This window comes from Micromonospora sp. BL4 (assembly GCF_003667505.1).
Taxonomy (GTDB): Bacteria; Actinomycetota; Actinomycetes; order Mycobacteriales; family Micromonosporaceae; genus Micromonospora.
The window spans coordinates 1-14076 of the sequence record NZ_RCVJ01000226.1; the positions used below are offsets into that span (position 1 = coordinate 1).

A 14076-nucleotide genomic window follows, 5' to 3' on the forward strand; every position below is an offset into this window, starting at 1 on the left:
ATCGCTGCCGGCGTGGCAGGGCGCCGGGGCGGGGCCGGAGCTGGACTGGGGCTGGCAGGTGGCGCCCGCCCTGGCGCTGGCGCTCGGCGCGGCGGCGCTGCTGCTGCCCCGGGGGGCGCGGGCGCCGCTCGCCGTGGCCGGCGCGGTGGCGGTGCTGCTCGCCCTGCCCGCCGGCTGGGCGGCCGCCTGGCCGGCCGTGGTGGCCGTGGACCTGGTCGGCGGGGCCGCGCTCCTGCTCGCCGTGCTGGCGCGACCGGCGCTGCGGCCGACCACGCTGCTCACCGGGGCGCTCGGCGGCGCCGTCCTGCTCGGGCACGGCCTGCTGGTGGCCCTGGCCGCTCCGATCGGCGCCCTGGTGGCGCTCGGAACGATCACCGTCCTCGGAGTGGCGCTGGCCGCGCGGCGGGCCGCCGGCCCGTACCGATGGGTGGCCGGTACGGGTCTGCTGGCCGCGCAGGTCGCGCTGCCCGGGGTCGCCGCGGTGGCGCTGTTCGCCGCTGGCGCGCCGCCCTGGTGGCAGGCCCGGGCCGCGCTGGCCGCCGCCGCGCTGGCGCTGGTCGCGCTGCTCGCGACGCGTCGCCACCGGGTGGAGCTGATCGGGTACGCGGTGAGCGGCGCCGCGGTCGCGGTGAGCGTGCCCGGGCTGGCGCCGCTGGTCGTGGCGGGGAACGAGCCCCTCGCGCCGTACGCCGCGCTGGCGGCTCTGGGCGTCGCGCTCGTCGCCCGCTGGGACCTGCCGGCGGTCGCCGGCCAGCCGGACGGGTCGGCGGAGCAGGCCACCCCGGGGGCGTCGGCAGTCGGCGACCGCGAGTCGGGAAGTTCGGCGGTCGGGGCGTCCCCGCTGACCGGTCGGTCGGGCCTGCTGGCGGTGGCCGGCGTCGTGCTGGTGGCGGTCGCGGTGCTGGCCGCCCTGCCGGCGCTGCTCACCACGCTCACCGCCCCGTACGGCAGCCGGGGCCCGGTCTGGTCGGGAGTTCCCACGGTCGTCGCCGACCCGACGGCGCTCCCCGCCGCGCTGGCGCTGGTCGTGCTGGCGGTGGCCGCCGTGCTGGCGGTTCGGGGAGTCCGCCCGCCGCTGCTGCGCGCGCTGCCGTTCGGCGCGGCCGCGCTGCCGGTGCTGCTCGTCGCGGTCGGCGCTCCTTGGCCGGTGCTGCCGGCCGCCGTCCTGCTCGCCGGGGCGGCCGCGCTGGTGCTCGCCGCGCTGGCCGCACCCCGTCCGGCGCTCGCGCCGATCGCCGTGCCGGTGGGGGTGGTGCTGACCGCGGCCGGCGTCATTGGCCTGCTGGCCACCCGGGCCGGCACCCTCGCCGCCGAGAGCGCGCTGCTGGTGGCGGCGGTGGTCGTCGCCGTCGGGGCGCGGACCGTCGAGGTGCGCGTCGCCGGTTGCCTCGCCGCGGTGGGAGCGGCGTCGGCGCTGGCGGTGACCGCTCCGCTCGCCGGAGGCCTGCCGCTCCGGGCGGCCGCGTACCCGCTGCTGGCGGTGGCCGCTCTGGTCCTGGCGGTCGCCGCCGTGATCAGCCCGCCGGAGGCTGCCCGAGGGAGTTCGTCGGCGCGGGCCCGGGTCGGGCGGGTGCTGGACGGTGCCGCGCAGGCGGTGGCGCTGGTGGCGGTGCTGCTCGCCGTCGAGGTGGCGCGGCACATCGCGACCATCTGCGTGCTCTGGGGTGTGGCCGTCGCGCTGCGGCTGCTGCGCCGGGGCGAGCCCGTCGCCTCGCGGTGGACGTTCGCCGCCATCGCCTGCGGCAGCGAACTGCTGGCGGCGTGGGTGCTGCTGGCAGCCGGCGGGGTGACCGTGCTGGAGGCGTACACCCTCCCGGCCGCGGCGCTCGCCCTCGGCGCGGGCCTGCTGGCACTGCGCACCCGGCCCGATCTGACCAGCTGGCCGGCGCTCGGCCCGGGGCTGGTCGCGGCGTTGCTGCCGAGCCTGCTCTCGGTGCTGGCCGGGCCGGACCCGCAGCCGTGGCGGCGGCTGCTGCTCGGCGCGGCGGCGCTGGGCGCGGTGCTGGCCGGCGCCGCCCGCCGCTGGCAGGCGCCGGTGCTGCTCGGCGGCGGGGTGCTGGCGGCACTGGCGTTGCACGAGCTGGCCCGTGGCTGGGACCTGCTGCCCCGGTGGATCTACCTGGGCGTCGGCGGGCTGGCGTTGATCGGGCTCGCCGCGAGCTACGAACGGCGGCGGCGCGACCTGGCCCGGCTGCGCGACGTGGTGGCCCGACTGGGCTGAGCCGAACCGGGGGTAGGGCTCGCCCTACCCCCCATTCGGGGGTTGTCAGGGTTACTCAAAGCAACCCATACCGGGAGAGTTGACAGCGAGCCCGGGCCACCCCGGTACGGGCGTGAGCGGGAACGGGAGCAGTCCATGGCGCTCGGAGCGGTGGCGGAACCGCCGGTACGACGGCGAGGCAGTGACTACGCACAGTTGTCCCGGAGGATCAGCCAGGCGGGCCTGCTGGAGCGGCGTCCCGGCTGGTACGTCGCCCGCATCCTGCTCACCCTCGGCGCCTTCGTGGCCGGCTGGGTCGCCGTGTTCCTCGTCGGCGACTCCTGGTGGCAGCTGCCGCTGGCGGCCGTGATGGCGGTGGCCACGACCCAGGTCGCGTTCCTCGGTCACGACGCCGGGCACCGCCAGATGTTCCGCCGACGCGGTCCCAGCGAGCTGGTGGGGCTGTTCGCCGGCAACCTGGCGGTGGGACTCAGCTACGGCTGGTGGGTCGACAAGCACAACCGGCACCACGCCAACCCGAACCACGAGGACGAGGACCCGGACGTCGGCGCGGGAGCCCTGGTGTGGACGCCGGAGCAGGCGCTGGAGACCCGGGGGTTCGGCCGCTGGATGGCCAGGCGGCAGGCGTACTTCTTCTTCCCGATGCTCCTGCTCGAGGGGCTGAACCTGCACGTGGCGAGCATCCGGGCGATCGTCGGCCGGGAACCGGACGGCCGGTACACCACGCCGATGCGGCACCGGGCGGTCGAGGCGGGCCTGCTTGTCGCGCACACCGCCGGTTACGTGGCGCTGCTGCTGGCGGTCATGTCGCCGGGTAAGGCGCTGCTCTTCGCCACCGTGCACCAGGCGCTGTGGGGCCTCTACATGGGCTGCGCGTTCGCGCCGAACCACAAGGGCATGCCGATGCCGACCGCCGAGGACGAGCTGGACTTCCTGCGCAAGCAGGTGCTGACCTCCCGCAACGTGCGGGGCAGCCGGATCGTGGACACCGCGCTCGGTGGGCTCAACTACCAGATCGAGCACCACCTGTTCCCGAACATGCCCCGGGCCAACCTGCGCCGGGCGCAGCCGATCGTCCGCGCCTACTGCGTCGAGCAGGGCATCCCGTACGCCGAGACCGGTCTGGTCGAGTCGTACCGGCAGGCGCTCGGCCACCTGCACGAGGTTGGTCGGCCGCTGCGCGGCTGAGCACGTAGGCCGCTGCGCGGCTGAGCACGATGGCCGGGGCGCGGCTGAGGACGTACGTGGCGGGGGTGGTGCCGTGGGCACCGCCCCCGCTTCGCCGTGCCGGGCCGACCGACACCCCGCCACCGCTGGTCGATGCCGCTCGCCGGCCCCGGTAGGGTCGGCGCATGGCAGACCTGCTCACCGCGGAAGCGGTGCGAGAAGACCTGGGCGGGCTGACGGGCTGGTCCGGTGACGGCACCGGGATCACCCGCACGGTGGAGCTGTCCAGCTTCCCGGCGGCCATCGCCGTGGTGGACCGGGTGGCGACGGTGGCCGAGGAGCTCGACCACCATCCCGACATCGACATCCGATGGCGGACCCTGACCTTCCGCTGCGTCACGCACTCGGCCGGTGGGGTCACCCACCGCGACATCGAGCTGGCCGGGCGGATCGACGACATCGTCCGGAGTGCGGCATGAGATTCGAGATCAGCAAGGTGCTGGACGCCATCGAGGGCCGTGTCTGCACGGACCCGTCGCTGGCCCGGGCGGTGCTCGACCTGGCGGAGGTGATCCGCTACCAGGACCTCGACGGCGGCCGGCCGGCCAGCCTGCTGCGGCTCGGCATGGTCATCGACGCGCTCTCCCGCGAGTTGGAGGAGGACAGCGTCCAGGTGTACGCGGTGGTGCACCGGGCCCTGCTCTCGGACGCCGACCTCACCTCCAACGAACGGATGGTGGTCCGCCGCTGGGCCGACGACGGGCTCGTCGAGGTGCTCGACAACCCGGGCGACCGGATGCTGGAGGTCGCCGACCTGCTCGGGCTGCCGGTGCTCACCCGGGTCCGCTTCGACGGGCTGCGTGGGCGGTTCCCGTGGCTGGTCGAGCAGCCCGGTCGGGTGCTCGCCCCGGTGCCGGGCGCCGGCGGACCGGCGTTCATCGCGCACGTCGGCGGCGGGCACGCGCCGGTCGCGGGCAAGCGCTCGCCGACCGGGGCCAAGCTGCTGGCCCGCCAGTGGCGCTGCCCGGAGTCGGGCTGCGCCCTGTTCGGCAGCGGTGGTGGGGGCGGCGCCTTCGCCGACCTGGCCGGAGGGGCGGACCGCAGCCCGGCCGGGCAGCCGCCGCCCGCGCTGCGCGGCGGCGTACCGACCTGCCCCCGGCACGGCGTACGCCTCGGTGACGGCGGTCCCCGGCCACGCAGCGAGGTGCTCGCGGTGCGGGTCGGCGGCCTGGTCCGGCGGCGCTTCGTGCTGACCGAGGACCAGCCGGTGGTGGCCGGCCGTGCGCCCGAGCAGGACGGCGGGATCATGCTCGGGCAGTGGCTGAACGACGAGGCCCGGCGGTGGATCAGTCGGGGTCACGTCCACTTCGAGCTGCGGGTCGGCGAGATCATCGTGACCGACGTGAGCACCAACGGCTCCGGCATCCGACCGGCCGGTTCGATGGCCGAGTCGGACCGGATCCCCCTGGCGCCGCAGCAGTCCCGGGTGTTGGGCGAGAACGACATGGTGGAGCTCTACCCCGGGGTGCAGATCGGCCGCGCGGAGGAGTTGCCGACCGGCGCCCCGTTCACCCCCACCTCGGTGATGGCCGAAGCCCCGACGATGGCGATGCGCCTGCCCCGTCCCTGACGCGAGAAGGCGGGCGCCGGAAATCCGGCGCCCGCCTTTCACACGTTGCGGGTCAGCTGGCCAGCACCTCGGCGAGCCGGGCCACCGCCAGGTCGATCTCCTCCTCGGTGATCACCAGCGGCGGGGCGAGCCGGATGGTGGAGCCGTGCGTGTCCTTGGCAAGCACGCCGCGCTCGGCGAGCCGCTCACACGCCTCCCGCCCGCTCATCAGCGCCGGGTCGATGTCCAGACCGGCCCACAGACCGCGGACGCGCACCGCAACCAGGCCCTTGCCGACCAGCCCCTCCAGGCCGGCCCGCAGCCGCTCGCCCAGCTCGGCCGAGCGGCGCTGGAACTCGCCGGTGGCCAGCAGCCGGACGACCTCGATCGCCACCGCGCAGGCCAGCGGGTTGCCACCGAAGGTGGAGCCGTGCTGGCCGGGCTTGAGCACGCCGAGCACGTCGGCGTTCGCGGCCACCGCGGAGACCGGCACGATGCCGCCGCCGAGCGCCTTGCCCAGCAGGTACATGTCCGGCACGACGCCCTCGTGGTCACAGGCGAAGGTCGCACCGGTACGCCCCAGGCCGGACTGGATCTCGTCGGCGATGAAGAGCACGTTGCGCTCGGTGCACACCTCGCGCACGCCCGGCAGGTAGCCCTCCGGCGGCACCACGACGCCCTGCTCGCCCTGGATCGGCTCCAGCAGCACGGCCACGGTGTTCTCGTCGATGGCGGCGGTCAGCGCCTCCAGATCGCCGTACGGAACCACGGTGAAGCCCGGGGTGTACGGCCCGAAGTCGGCGCGGGCGTCCTCGTCGGTGGAGAAGCTGACGATGGTGGTGGTCCGGCCGTGGAAGTTGCCCTCGGCCACCACGATGTTGGCCTGACCGGCGGGCACGCCCTTGACCTGGTAGCCCCACTTGCGGGCCACCTTGATCCCGGTCTCCACCGCCTCGGCGCCGGTGTTCATCGGCAGCACCAGGTCCTTGCCGCACAGCTCGGCCAGCTCCCGGCAGAAGTCGGCGAACTGGTCGTGGATGAAGGCTCGGCTGGTCAGCGTGAGCCGGTCCAGTTGCGCGTGCGCGGCGGCGATCAGCTGCGGGTGCCGGTGGCCGAAGTTGAGCGCCGAGTAGCCGGCCAGGCAGTCCAGGTAGCGGCGGCCGTCCACGTCGGTGAGCCAGGCGCCCTCCGCGGACGAGATCACCACCGGCAGCGGGTGGTAGTTGTGCGCTGTCCAGCGCTCGGCGTCCCGGACCGCTCCCGGCGTCCGCAGGATGTCATCCACGATCACTTGCTTGCCTTTCCCTGACGGAGTCGCAGCGTGCAACACTTCGGTCCGCCGCCGGCCTTGCGCAGCTCGGACAGGTCGACGCCGATGGTCTCGTAGCCCCGGTCGCGCAGCTTGGCGGCCAGGTCGGTGGCCTGCGCGGGCAGCACCACGTGCCGCCCGTCGCTGACCGCGTTCAGCCCCAGCACCTCGGCGTCGGCCATGGTGGCGTGCACCGCGTCGGGGAAGAGCCGGCGCAGCACGGCCTGGCTGCCGGGGGAGAACGCCTCGGGCAGGTACGCCACGGTCCGCTCGTCGAGCACGGTCAGCGCGGTGTCCAGGTGGTAGAAGCGCGGGTCGACCAGCTGCATGGTGATCACCGGGTAGCCGAAGACCTCCTGCAACTGGGCGTGCGAGGCGTGCGCGGTGCGGAAGCCGGTGCCGGCCAGCAGGTGGTCGCCGGCCAGCAGGACGTCGCCCTCGCCCTCGTTGACGTGCTTCGGGTCGTACATCTCGAAGCCGGCGGCCTCGAACCAGGCCCGGTACGCCGGCGCCTCGTCGGCGCGCTGCGGGTCGCGGAACTGCACGGCCATCGCCTTGCCGTCGATCACGGTGCCGCCGTTGGCGGCGAAGACCATGTCGGGCAGGCCGGGCACCGGAGTGATCTCCTCGACGGTGTGGCCCAGGTCGCGGTACGTCTGGCGCAGCTGCTCCCACTGCCGGACGGCCAGCGCGGCGTCGACCGGCGCGCTCGGGTCCATCCAGGGGTTGATCGCGTAGTCGACGGCGAAGTACGTCGGCCGGCACATCAACAGGCGCTGGCTGGTGGCGTCCATCGTCATTGTGGTGCTCCCAGGGGTCGGGCGCGCCCGGCCACCGTGGCCCACGGGCTGGCGCCGTTGCTCAACGTTATGCGGCGTCAGCGGCAGGATCCACCACCGAGGCTTGCGCGGACCGGACATTCGTTGCGTCTGGCCGGTCCGCCGCTGCGATTCGTTGCGTGGATGGCCCGACGGACCCTGGAAACGCCTCGGGGCCCGGCGAACCGGGCCCCGGAAACACTTCAGGGGCGGCGAACCGCCGCCCCTGAAAGGGTGTCGCCCGGCCGGTGAACCACCGGAGAGTTCGGGCTACCGGCGAACCGCCGGCTTTCGCCGGTTCATCACCGGCGAGCGGGACAGTGCCCGCTAGAAGCGATCGACAAACTGTGAGTCGAGCCACTCGCGGAACCGCTGCACCCAGTCGCCGTCGGTGGTCGGCCAGTCGAACTGACCGGTCATCGCCAGCACGCCGAGCACCACCGCGGCCAGCCCGATCAGCACGCCGAACAGCGCGTCGGTCTTGCCGGCGATGTGCCGGCGGCGGGTGGCGATCAGGCCGAGCACCGCGAGCACCGCGCCGAGGGCGCCGAGCCCGATGCCGTACCCGGCCAGGGTGCCGGTCAGCACGAAGAGCGCGCCGACGACCGCCACGATCAGGCCGAGGGTGGCGAGCAGGCTGGCCCGCGGCTTCGGGCCGCGCGTCACCGGCGGCTCCGGCGCGGTCCGGTCCGGGGTCGGGTCGACCGGGCGTTCGGTGGTGACCCGGTCGGTGGTGTCGTGCCGCCGGGTGGTGTCGAGGTCGGCGTCCCGCTGCGGGGTGCCTACCGTCGTCGGCGTGGTGCCGGTCCGGGCGTCGGTGTCCGCCGGCGGCCGGGCGGTGCCGGTCCGCGGTTCGGTGTCCGCCGGCTGCCGCGTGCTGCCGGTCCGCGGTTCGGTGTCCGTCGGTCGGCCGGTGGCGGCTCGGGCCACCGCCGCCCGCTCGCTGGCCCGCCGCTCGGCCTCGCCGACCTGGCCGCCGGTCGGGCTGGGCTGGTCGCCGGTCGCGCCTGCGCTGCGGTACGTCGTCTGGTCTGCGTCCCGGTCGGTGACCACCGGGCTGCCGACGCCGTCGTCGGAGCGGCCCGGCTCGGTGACCGGGGCGTCACGGCCGTCCACGCGGCCGTCGAGGTTCTCGTCCCGCGTCGGTGCCGGCTCGGACCGGCGGGACAGCGAAGGAATCCTGACCACTACACACCTCCTGATGAAATGCGTGGTGGCCGACGTAACGGGTGGCACCCACGCGGTACCGCCCTGAACTACCCACCTGGGCGTTTCCTGACACCAATCCTGGGTACGGCCGCCCGAACCGGCCTTGATCCACTCGGTTTCCTGCACGTCGGGGTGTCCCGCTCACCCGGACACCCCGGTTTCCGCAAACCCGAGTCGATCAACGCCTCGGCGGCGCTGATCACCCGCCCGGCGGCGCTGATCGCCGGCCCGGCCGGCGCTGATCGCCGGCCCGGCCGGCGCTGATCACCGGCCCGGGCGGCGCTGATGACCCGCCCCGGCGGGGCTGACTATCCTTGGCAGCCGTGCCAGAGGGACACACGATCCACCGCCTGGCGGCCCGGCACGCCGAGGTGTTCGCCGGGGACAAGGTGCACGCCGCCAGCCCGCAGGGCCGCTTCGCCGAGGGCGCCGCGCGGCTCTCCGGGACAGTGCTGGAGAGCACCGAGGCGTACGGCAAGCACCTGCTGCACCACTACGCCGGCGAGTTGACGCTGCACGTGCACCTCGGGCTGTACGGGAAGTTCAGCGACGGGTCGGGGGAGCCGCCGGAGCCGATCGGTCAGGTGCGGCTGCGACTGGCCAGCGACCGGCACTGGCTGGACCTGCGCGGGCCAACCGCCTGCGAGCTGATCACCCCGCCCGAGGTGGCCGCCCTGCGGGACCGCCTCGGGCCGGACCCGCTGCGCGCCGACGCCGACCCGCAGCGGGCGTACGCCCGGATCTCCCGCAGTGCGACACCCCTCGCCGCGCTGCTGCTGGACCAGTCGGTGGTGGCCGGCACCGGTCTGATCTTCGTGACCGAGGCGCTCTTCCGGGCCGGGCTGCCGCCGACGATGCCGGGTCGACAGTTGACCAGGGCCGACTGGGACACGCTCTGGGCCGACCTGGTCGGGCTGATGCGACTCGCCGTCGAGCACGGCCGGATCGACACCGTGCGCGACGTGCACCTGCCGGAGGCGATGGGCCGTCCGCCCCGGGTGGACCGGCACGGCGGCGAGGTGTACGTCTACCGCCGCCCCGGCGCACCCTGCCACGTCTGCGGCACCGAGGTCAGCCGGGGCGAGCTGGCCGGCCGCAACCTCTACTGGTGCCGTACCTGCCAGGCCGGCTGAGCGGGCGCGACCGTGCCGTGCGCCGGATCGTGGACGGCTCGGGCGGTCAGTCGCCTCCGAGCAGCCAGCGGACCACCTCGACCTGGTGCGGAAGGACGACGTCGTCGGCGATGCTCCAGGCCAGCGTGTGCCCGATCGTCCAACCCCGGACGCGCTCGGCGTCCAGTCCCAGCTCGGTGCTGAGCCGGTCCAGCCGGTGCCGGACGGCGGCCGGTGAGTGGCCCAACTCCCGGCCTCGCACCATCGGCACGACGGAGAACTCCCGCTCGCCGGTCAGCGGCTTCGGGTCGATCGCCAGCCATGGTTCCCGGTCGGCGGCGAGCACGTTGCCGGCGTGCAGGTCCTGGTTGACCAGCACCTGTTCGCCCTGGCTGGCCGCCAGGCCGGCGAGCAGGTCGAGTGCCGCGTCGAGCAGTCGCCGCTCGTACGGTCGGCCGGCCCGTTCCCAGTTGCCGGGCATCCGGTCGATCCAGCCGGCGGCCTCCTCGGCCAACGGGGTGAACGGCGCGCCGGTGGGTCGCCAGAGCCGGGGCAGCAGAGCGGTCACCGCGTCCAGCGCCCGGTCCATCGGCAGCTCGTGCAGGGCGGTGCCGGGTTGGCAGCGTTCCACCAGCAGGGCGCGGCGTTGCCGGTCGTGTGCGAGAAGGCGGATCGCCCCGTCGCCGTCCCAGTGGGCCAGCGCGTCGGCCTCGTGCCGGCTGTCGTCGTCCGGGTACTGGAGCTTCAGCACCGCCGCCGTGCCGTCCGGCAGGTCGACGGGGAGCGCCAGGGAGGCGTACGCGTACTCGAAGGGTGGCCCGAGCCGTAGGGACCACCGTTCGGTGCACTCCGCCAGCCACGTCGGGAGGATGGCCAGCCAGTCGCGACCGGCCGGTGACCCGCGTACCCAGTCGAGCCCTTCGGGCAGATCCATCCGACCATCCTGCCGGTCCGCGCGGATCTCAGCTGGCCGGGTTCTCGAACCTTGAGCAAGCACCGGATGAGGGGGAGTCTGTCGTGATGGACCCGGCAACGTTCCTGCGGGAGTGTCTGCTCCGGGCCGGAATGCGCGATGTCGCCACGGTCGAGCCGGCGACGGGTGGGGTCGCGGCGCTCGCCGGCATCGCCACCCGCCGGGACGCGCCGTCGGTGTTCGTCAAGGGCTTCGCCGACGCGCCGGCCGACGACGTCTTCTTCGCGGAGGCCGAAGGGCTGTCCGCCCTGCGCGAGCTCGGCGGCGTGGCGACGCCCGAGGTGATCCTGGCGGGCCGCGAACTGCTGGTGTTGTCGGTACTGCGGCCGAGGCCACGTAGCCGGACCTTCTGGGAGCAGTTCGCGCACATGCTCGCCAGCCTGCACCTGAGTACGACCCATCCGCGCTTCGGATGGCACCGCGACAACTGGCTGGGCCGCTGTCGGCAGATCAACAATTGGGATGACGACGGCTTCGCGTTCTTCGCGGAACACCGGCTGCTGCGGTGGCTCGGGCAGCCCCGCGTCGAGGCGGCACTCGACCGCGAAGATCGGGCGGCGCTGGAGCGGCTCTGTCACCGGCTGCCCGACCTGCTGCCCGACCGGCCGGCCTGCCTGACGCACGGCGACCTGTGGGCACAGAACGTGCTGGCCACTTCGGATGGCCGGCCCGCGCTGATCGACCCGGCGGTGTCCTACATGTGGGCCGAGGTCGACCTCGCCCATGTGTGGTCGACCTCGCCTCCGCCCGAGGCGCAACGGTTCTTCGAGGTCTATGCGGAGCTGACCTCCGTTGATGGCGGCTGGCGGGACCGCATGCCGATCGTCCAGCTGCGACAACACCTCGCCGTGCTGGCTCAGTTCGACGACGACTGGGGCGCGGCCGACCAGATCCGTGCCACTCTTGCCCCGTTCCGGACCCGAACCTGACCGGCGACCCGGCGACCCGGCGACCCGGCGACCCGGCGACCCGGCGACCCGGCGGCCCGGCGACCTGGCGGCCCGGCGACCCGGCGACCCGGCGGCCTGGCGGGCTCATCCGTCTCGCCGTCAAGGGCGGCATCGACGTGGTCGGCGCTGACGTGGCCGCCTGGCGCGGGTGTGACGGAGCCGGAATTGACAGTCGACCGGCTGCCGGAGCAGGGTTGATCGGTGACAACGATGTCAACGGGCAAAGGGGAGGAAACGTACACATGATTTTCTTCGCCTCGTGTCCGGTGCGTCCGGCCCGCCCGTTGACGATTTCCCGGCGCGGACCCGGTCCGTCCGCCGATCCTGGCCGTATGTCCCTTCCCTACCCGACGGTGACCAGCTGAGATGACCGACGTGCCCCGATCCGACGCCGCAACGACCCCCGCTCCCGCCGGGTCACCCGACCTACCCGATCTGGACGAGTTCCTCGTCGACCAGACCCGGACGCTGCTCGACACGGCCCGCCGCGCGGTCCGGTCGGAGGGCGGCTTCTGGTGGCTGACCGACGACCGCACCCCCGACCGGGGCGAAGCGGTCCACACCTGGATCACCTGCCGGATGACCCACGTGGCCGCTCTCGCCCACCGCAACGGCGACCCGGACGCCGCGGCCCTGGTCGACCACGGTGTCGCCGCGCTCAGCACGCTGCTGCGCGACGACCGGTACGGCGGCTGGTTCAGCGCGGTGGACCAGCAGGGGGCGCCCCTCGACGACCGCAAGGCCGGCTACGACCACGCGTTCGTGCTGCTCGCCGCGTCCAGCGCCGCGCGCGCCGGACGGCCCGGCGCGGACCGGTTGCTCGCCGACGCGCTGACCGTCGTGCGGGACCGGTTCTGGGACGCCGACGCCGGCGCGGTCCGCGAGTCGTGGAACCGGGACTGGACGGTCACCGAGGACTACCGGGGCGCCAACAGCAGCATGCACATGGTCGAGGCGTTCCTCGCCGCCACCGCCGCGACCGGCGACGCGAGCTGGGCCGACCGGGCGCTGCGGATCGCCACCCACCTCGTGCACGGTGAGGCCGCCCGGCACGACTGGCGACTGCCCGAGCACTTCACCGCCGACTGGACACCGCTCCCCGACTACAACCGGGACCGGCCGGCCGACCCGTTCCGGCCGTACGGCTCGACGATCGGGCACTGGCTGGAGTGGGCCCGGCTGCTGCTGGAGTTGGAGGCGGTCCTGCCGGAGCCGCCGCGCTGGCTGCTCGACGACGCCCGTGCCCTGTTCGCCGCCTCGGTCCGGCGTGGTTGGGCGGTCGACGGCGCGGACGGCTTCGTCTACACGATCGACTGGGACGACCGGCCCGTGGTCCGGTCCCGGATGCACTGGGTGCTCGCCGAGGCGATCGGTGCGGCGATCACCCTGCACCGGCGCACCGGCGACGCGGTCTACGCCGACTGGTACCGGGTCTTCTGGGCGTACGCCCGTCGCAACCTCGTCGACGACACCGGCTGGCGGCACGAGCTGGACCCGCGGAACGAGCCCTCCGACACGGTCTGGCACGGCCGGCCGGACGTCTACCACGCGTACCAGGCGGTGCTGCTGTCCCGCTCGGCCACCGGGCTCGGCGGCCCGGGCCCGCTCGCACCGGGCGAGGTGACCGCGTGATCGTCGTCGCGGGTGAGGCGCTGATCGACCTGGTGGTCACCGCCGCCGGGCAGCGGGCGGTGCCGGGTGGCTCGCCGGCCAACGTGGCGGTCACCCTGGCCCGGCTCGACCAGCCGGTACGACTGCTGGCCCGGCTCGGGGCCGACGACTACGGCCGGCAGCTCGCCGAGCACCTGAGCGCCAACCGGGTCGACCTGGACTGGGCGGTCCGCGCCGAGCAGCCCACCTCGGTGGCGGTGGCCACCCTGAACGCCACCGGGCAGGCCAGCTACGAGTTCCGGCTGGCCGGCACGGCGGACTGGCAGTGGACACCGCAGGAGCTGCCCGAGCTGGCCGGAACGTCGACGACCGCCCTGCACACCGGGTCGCTCGCGCTCGCGCTGGCGCCGGGCGCGGCGGTCCTGGAGGACCTGCTGGCCCGCGAACGCCGCCGGGACGGGCTCACCGTCTCGATCGACCTCAACCTGCGTCCGAGCATCGTCACGGACCGGGCGGCGGAGCAGGCGAGGGTACGGCGTCAGGTGAGCCTCGCGCACCTGGTCAAGGCCAGCGACGAGGACCTCTCCTGGCTCTACCCGGATCGGACGGTGTCCGACGTGATGGCCGAGTGGCGCGAGGCCGGGGTGAGCTGCGCGGTGGTCACCCGGGGCGCGGACGGCGCCTGGCTGCTCGCCCCGGACGGGTCGATGCACCAGGAGCCGGCGGTGCCCACCACGGTGGTCGACACCGTCGGCGCCGGCGACGCGTTCACCGGTGGACTGCTGGCCGCCCTGGCCGACCTCGACGCCCTCGGTGACCGACCGGCCGACCGGCTCGCGGCGCTGACCACCGCGCAGTGGGCCATGGTGTCCCGGCAGGCCGCCCTGGTGGCCGCGCTGACCTGCGCCCGTCGCGGCGCGGACCCGCCGCGCCGTGCCGAGGTGGACGCCCTGCTCCACGCGTGACCGCCGAAGGGGTCGATCATGGAGTTGTGGTGGGCGTTCGACCACACTTCGCGGCATACGCGAGGCACCACAACTCCATAATCGACGCGGTGCGGGGGTGTGCAGGGCTGCTCGGGGGGCGGTGTTTTCAGC

At 74.4% G+C, this 14076-nt stretch carries 13 protein-coding genes; 9 read left to right on the forward strand and 4 right to left on the reverse strand.

All coding sequences use genetic code 11. The features are described 5' to 3' along the window. The 4 genes from EAD89_RS28305 to EAD89_RS28320 all read left to right on the forward strand — a co-directional run. Positions 1–2221 (forward strand): SCO7613 C-terminal domain-containing membrane protein (locus EAD89_RS28305; protein WP_368666380.1); only part of this gene is annotated, 2221 nt, incomplete at its 5' end. 135 nt (positions 2222–2356) lie between these two features. Further along, positions 2357–3409, forward strand: a complete 1053-nt coding sequence (locus EAD89_RS28310) for an acyl-CoA desaturase (RefSeq protein WP_121677834.1) — start codon at positions 2357–2359, stop codon at positions 3407–3409. Between the two features lie 164 nt (positions 3410–3573). Continuing rightward, positions 3574–3867, forward strand: a complete 294-nt coding sequence (locus tag EAD89_RS28315; protein ID WP_121677835.1) for a 4a-hydroxytetrahydrobiopterin dehydratase — start codon at positions 3574–3576, stop codon at positions 3865–3867. Continuing rightward, the gene (locus EAD89_RS28320; RefSeq protein ID WP_121677836.1) at positions 3864–5018 is read left to right on the forward strand and encodes an FHA domain-containing protein; all 1155 of its coding nucleotides are present in this window, start codon (positions 3864–3866) and stop codon (positions 5016–5018) included. Before EAD89_RS28315 ends, EAD89_RS28320 begins: the two co-directional genes overlap by 4 nt. Positions 5019–5070: 52 nt before the next feature. On the opposite strand, the gene rocD is transcribed toward EAD89_RS28320, so the two are convergent. The 3 genes from rocD to EAD89_RS28335 form a co-directional block, all read right to left on the reverse strand. Then, the gene (gene rocD / locus EAD89_RS28325) at positions 5071–6285 is read right to left on the reverse strand and encodes an ornithine--oxo-acid transaminase (protein ID WP_199733670.1); all 1215 of its coding nucleotides are present in this window, start codon (positions 6283–6285) and stop codon (positions 5071–5073) included. Next, complete coding sequence (gene ddaH, locus EAD89_RS28330) at positions 6285–7100, reverse strand: dimethylargininase (protein WP_199723515.1); 816 nt, start codon at positions 7098–7100, stop codon at positions 6285–6287. The genes rocD and ddaH overlap by 1 nt, the downstream gene beginning before the upstream one ends. A gap of 351 nt (positions 7101–7451) precedes the next feature. After that, positions 7452–8312 (reverse strand): DMT family transporter, encoded by an 861-nt coding sequence (locus EAD89_RS28335; RefSeq protein ID WP_233579221.1) that lies wholly within the window; start codon positions 8310–8312, stop codon positions 7452–7454. A 153-nt stretch (positions 8313–8465) separates the two neighbouring features. Between EAD89_RS28335 and EAD89_RS31265 the strand changes: the two genes are divergently transcribed. Both EAD89_RS31265 and EAD89_RS28340 read left to right on the forward strand, forming a co-directional pair. Continuing rightward, the gene (locus EAD89_RS31265) at positions 8466–8597 is read left to right on the forward strand and encodes a hypothetical protein (RefSeq protein WP_255421291.1); all 132 of its coding nucleotides are present in this window, start codon (positions 8466–8468) and stop codon (positions 8595–8597) included. A gap of 59 nt (positions 8598–8656) precedes the next feature. After that, on the forward strand, positions 8657–9466 hold the full coding sequence (locus EAD89_RS28340; protein ID WP_121677838.1) for an Fpg/Nei family DNA glycosylase: 810 nt from the start codon (positions 8657–8659) through the stop codon (positions 9464–9466). A gap of 46 nt (positions 9467–9512) precedes the next feature. Here the strand turns inward: EAD89_RS28340 and EAD89_RS28345 are convergent, their stop codons facing one another. Further along, on the reverse strand, positions 9513–10379 hold the full coding sequence (locus EAD89_RS28345; protein WP_121677839.1) for an aminoglycoside phosphotransferase family protein: 867 nt from the start codon (positions 10377–10379) through the stop codon (positions 9513–9515). Positions 10380–10465: 86 nt separating this feature from the next. Between EAD89_RS28345 and EAD89_RS28350 the strand changes: the two genes are divergently transcribed. The 3 genes from EAD89_RS28350 (at position 10466) to EAD89_RS28360 (ending at position 13944) form a co-directional block, all read left to right on the forward strand. Then, the gene (locus tag EAD89_RS28350; RefSeq protein WP_121677840.1) at positions 10466–11347 is read left to right on the forward strand and encodes a fructosamine kinase family protein; all 882 of its coding nucleotides are present in this window, start codon (positions 10466–10468) and stop codon (positions 11345–11347) included. 387 nt (positions 11348–11734) lie between these two features. Then, complete coding sequence (locus tag EAD89_RS28355; RefSeq protein ID WP_121677841.1) at positions 11735–13000, forward strand: AGE family epimerase/isomerase; 1266 nt, start codon at positions 11735–11737, stop codon at positions 12998–13000. Next, positions 12997–13944, forward strand: coding sequence for a carbohydrate kinase (locus EAD89_RS28360; protein ID WP_121677842.1), 948 nt, complete (start codon positions 12997–12999; stop codon positions 13942–13944). Before EAD89_RS28355 ends, EAD89_RS28360 begins: the two co-directional genes overlap by 4 nt. Positions 13945–14076 lie beyond the last annotated feature (132 nt).